Source organism: Psychromonas algarum, assembly GCF_004376845.1.
GTDB lineage: Bacteria > Pseudomonadota > Gammaproteobacteria > Enterobacterales > Psychromonadaceae > Psychromonas.
Genome location: NZ_SNUW01000029.1, coordinates 1 through 4,404, shown reverse-complemented (window position 1 = coordinate 4,404; position 4,404 = coordinate 1). Strand labels below are relative to the sequence as shown.

The window sequence follows — 4,404 nt, the reverse complement described above, 5'->3', positions numbered from 1 at the left end:
AACCGCAATTAGTTTTAATCGGAGTCTAGCATTAGATGTCGCGTTAATTAGGGCTGTAAAATCGTGGGTCATATAAGCTCCTTCAAAGAAGTACTATTAGATCACATAATTAACGGAATTGGTATAATTTAAGTTCTAAGTTTTTAGCGACCTGTTCATTATGTTATTGTTAATGCCCTTCAGTTACGACTAATTTGACCTACCTTATTAACCAAATATCCAGAATATAAAACAGTAAATTCCAATAATCTAAAAGGCTGTCATTATCAACAAATGTATTTCAGACAATACTTTTTAGGCAATAAAAAGGCCTCGATTAAATGAATAATCGAGGCCTTTTTGTATTAAATGCTATTTAAGTTATTTTAAAGCAGCAACCGCTTCTTTAACTAATTCAGCAATTTTATCCCATTCACGATTATCTACTAAGTTAGCAGGTACCATCCAAGTACCGCCACATGCTAATACAGCATTGATGTTTAAGTAATCGTTGATGTTAGTAGGTGAAACTCCACCAGTAGGCATAATGTTAACAGGGTAAACCGCTGTTAATGACTTTAACATTGATACGCCACCAGAAGGTTCAGCAGGGAAGAATTTAACTGTATCTAATCCCATTTCCATTGCTTGCTCAACTAAAGATGGACTATTTACACCAGGAATAATTGGCATGTTACGTTGTTGACAGTATTTAACTGTTGTTGGGTTAAAACCAGGGCTAACAACAAAATCAACACCAGCATCAATTGCTTCATCAACAGTTTTGCTTGTTAATACAGTACCAGCACCGATTAGCATTTCAGGAAATGCTTCACGTAGATTTTTGATTGCTTGTGCAGCAGCAGGAGTACGGAATGTAATTTCAGCACATGGCATGCCATTTTCAACTAATACTTTACCTAGTGGAACTGCATCAGCAGCATCTTTAATTGCAATTACAGGAATTACTTTAAGAGCTTGTAATCTTTCATTTAATGTTGTCATTTTCAATCCTATTAAACTGTTTAAATTATGGGTTAATCTACAAAAGGTGCTGTGTATTTAACATCAATTAATGCGCCTTTATGACGAATAACTGTACCTGCAAGTTGGTGTGCTTTTTGAGCAGAAACAACACTAGACTCACCTAGTATACGTTTTGACATATAACCAGCAGCAAATGAATCACCAGCCGCTGTTGTATCAACTACATCTTCAGGAGCAACTTTCGTAGCAGCAACACTAACTGAATCATCTGCAGTCACGATTAAACATTCACCGCCACCTTGCTTGATAACAATTTCCTGTACACCTAAAGCACGTGTACGAGCAATACATTCATCGATAGATGTATCACCAAAAAGTGCTTGTTCATCATCAAAAGTTAACAACCCTGTATGAGTTACTGATAACAAACGCTTAAAACCTTCAGCCGCTTGCTCTGCAGAATCCCATAGTTTAGGACGGTAATTATTGTCGAAATAAACCTTGCCGCCATTTTCTTTATAACGACCTAAGATATCATAAAGTTTTTCACGGCTAGCTTGCGGTAAAATAGCTAAGCTAATGCCTGATAAATAAATTGCATCTTGTGCAAGTAACTGTTCAATAAGCTCATCAGTCGCTGTTTCAAGCCAGTATTTTGCAGCCGCATCATCACGCCAATATAAAAAACTACGTTCGCCTGTATCATCAGTTTCAACCATGTATAGACCTGGTTGTTTAGTATCAGAGCGTTGTACAAACTGTGTATTAATGCCTTCAGCAGACCAACTATCAATCATATCTTGACTGATTTGATCTTGACCTAATGCAGTAACATAGCTCACATTAACCGCTTTATTCGCCGTTAAGCGTGATAAATATACAGCTGTATTTAATGTATCACCACCGAAGCTTTTACGTAAAACGCCATCAACTTCTTGTAATTCAATCATACACTCGCCAATTAAAGCGATATTTAGATTACTCATTTGTATCCTCTACTTATTATATTTGCCATCATAATTTGGCTATGCGTGGCTATGTTTATAATCACAGCATTTTATACTAATATTTAAAGATTTCTTTGCGCAGAGGCAATTTATCTGCGCAAATCGTATAATTATTATTCTTCAGCTTCTATAGGTGCAGGCTTTTTAGAAGCTTGGATCAGTAATATACCAGAAACTAATACCAAAGAACCACATATGATAAACATAACTCGTCCCATTGGCTCATTTGGTATCAATGCCATCGCTAATATACCAAAACCAGCAATAGTAGTTAAGTTACCTAAAATAGAACGTTGTCTTGTATCAAGATTTTGTTGTTCAGAACCAGATGATAGAACAGGCGTATCCCAATCACGGAATAATTCTTCTACTTCAGCTTCACGCTCTTCAGAACGAGGCTTAAAGAAGAAGTAAGTTAACAAGAAGAAACCACCAGTAATAACAACGTGAGCCCCCAAGCTTAAGCCTACTTTTAAATCACCCCATTCACGACCAGTTAATATCGGATCTAAATGTAAGAAATGATTAACATCATCTGCTGTTAAAGCAATACCAAAGAAGTACGAAACAAAAGCGCCGACGATTAACGTAGCCCAACCAGACCAATCGGGAGTATTACGGATCCACATACCAAGTAATACAGGGATTAACATAGGGAAGCCAATTAAAGCACCAACATTCAGTACAATATCAAATAGACTTAACCCTTTAAGTGAATTAATAAATAATCCAATAGCAATAATAATCAAACCCATTGCAACAGTAGCAACGCGACTTGCAAACATTAATTCTTTTTCACTCGCTTTCTCTTTACGGATAACAGGTGAATAGAAGTTACGAATAAAAATACCCGCATTACGGTTCAAACCAGAGTCCATTGAAGACATAGTTGCAGCGAACATAGCTGCCATCAACAAGCCAACCATACCAGCAGGCATCACTTCTTGTACAAACGCTAAATAAGCAGCATCACCCGCCTTATTTCCCATAGATGCGTAAGCATTAGCAAAATCAGGAAGAAAGGCATTAACGTACCAAGGAGGTAGGAACCAGATAACAGGACCAACAATCATTAAGATACAAGCAAGACCAGCAGCTTTACGTGCATTTTCACTGTCTTTTGCACATAAATAACGGTACGAGTTAATACTATTATTCATTACACCGAATTGTTTAACAAAAATGAAGATAATCCAAAGAACAAAAATGCTCATGTAGTTTAAATCACTACCTACCATGAAATTACCATGGAAGTTGTTGATAATATTCGTTATACCATCACCTTGAATATAAGCAGCAATAGCACACGTAATTGTAACAGCCATGATAACTAGCATTTGCACAAAATCAGATGCAACAACGGCCCAAGATCCACCCGTAACAGACATCACAAGTAAAACTAAACCAGTAGCAACAATTGTTGTTTCCATTGGGATGTTAAATACAGCTGCAACAAAAATAGCAAGACCGTTTAACCAAATACCAGCAGAAATAATACTGTCTGGCATGCTACCCCACGTGAAAAACTGTTCAGAAGTTCTACCAAATCGTTTCTGAATTGCTTCAATTGCAGTGACTACCCGTAACTGTCTAAATTTAGGAGCAAAATAAGCCCAGTTCATGAAATAACCAAATGCATTGGCTAAGAATAAAATTACAACAGCAAAACCATCAGTAAAAGCTTTACCAGCAGCGCCAGTGAAGGTCCATGCGGAGAACTGAGTCATAAATGCTGTCGCACCTACCATCCACCAAAGCATTTTACCGCCCCCACGGAAATAGTCACTCGTAGACGTACTAAATGAGCGGAACATCCAACCTATCGCGATTAAAAACGCGAAGTAAGCGAGTACAACAATGATGTCTATATTCATAACAACCCTCTAAAGTTTAATTTATTATTTTTATAATCTAAAAATTGTACCTCACAGGCCTCTATTTGTAATACAAAAAGACATGATCGGTGATCTGGATCACACAATAACAAGGTAGGGGGTAAATATCTTATTAATCAATAAGATAAGGTTTAACATCAAATTTTTATAACAAGACACTTAGAAGTTAAACAGATCACAAATATAAACATAAAAGCACCAAAAAACACAATATAAACAATCTATTTCACACTATAGACACTAAAAAGTGACCAATTAACATTTAATACTCATAATAAGAAAAAGTAAAAAACCTATATTTCAGCACAAAAACAGCAAACACCGAGATAATTATTTTACTTATTTGTATTACTTTAACCCAGTTTTTATATTAATTTTCTACGCAACGAGGTCATTATGCTTGCTAACTCAAACGCCGTACTCATGGACAAACAAGAAATAGAAGCGATACAACAAGCGCTCGGCACACCCACGTTAATGGGGAAAAGCCTAGCAACACTCATTCGTGATACCGATAATTATCTTGCACAACCTAT

At 36.5% G+C, this 4,404-nt stretch carries 3 protein-coding genes; all 3 read right to left on the bottom strand.

Annotated elements, in window-relative coordinates:
* Window positions 1-360: 360 nt before the first annotated feature.
* Window positions 361-984 (bottom strand): bifunctional 4-hydroxy-2-oxoglutarate aldolase/2-dehydro-3-deoxy-phosphogluconate aldolase, encoded by a 624-nt coding sequence (locus tag E2R68_RS13740; protein ID WP_134278249.1) that lies wholly within the window; start codon window positions 982-984, stop codon window positions 361-363.
* A gap of 32 nt (window positions 985-1,016) precedes the next feature.
* Complete coding sequence (gene kdgK / locus E2R68_RS13735) at window positions 1,017-1,952, bottom strand: 2-dehydro-3-deoxygluconokinase (RefSeq protein ID WP_134278248.1); 936 nt, start codon at window positions 1,950-1,952, stop codon at window positions 1,017-1,019.
* 134 nt (window positions 1,953-2,086) lie between these two features.
* Window positions 2,087-3,847, bottom strand: coding sequence for a sodium:solute symporter family transporter (locus tag E2R68_RS13730; RefSeq protein WP_134278247.1), 1,761 nt, complete (start codon window positions 3,845-3,847; stop codon window positions 2,087-2,089).
* Window positions 3,848-4,404 lie beyond the last annotated feature (557 nt).

Bases quoted from the DNA above. Each gene is read 5' to 3' on its own strand.
- E2R68_RS13740 (WP_134278249.1), bottom strand. From the start codon at position 984: ATGACAACATTAAATGAAAGATTACAAGCTCTTAAAGTAATTCCTGTA.
- kdgK (WP_134278248.1), bottom strand. From the start codon at position 1,952: ATGAGTAATCTAAATATCGCTTTAATTGGCGAGTGTATGATTGAATTA.
- E2R68_RS13730 (WP_134278247.1), bottom strand. From the start codon at position 3,847: ATGAATATAGACATCATTGTTGTACTCGCTTACTTCGCGTTTTTAATC.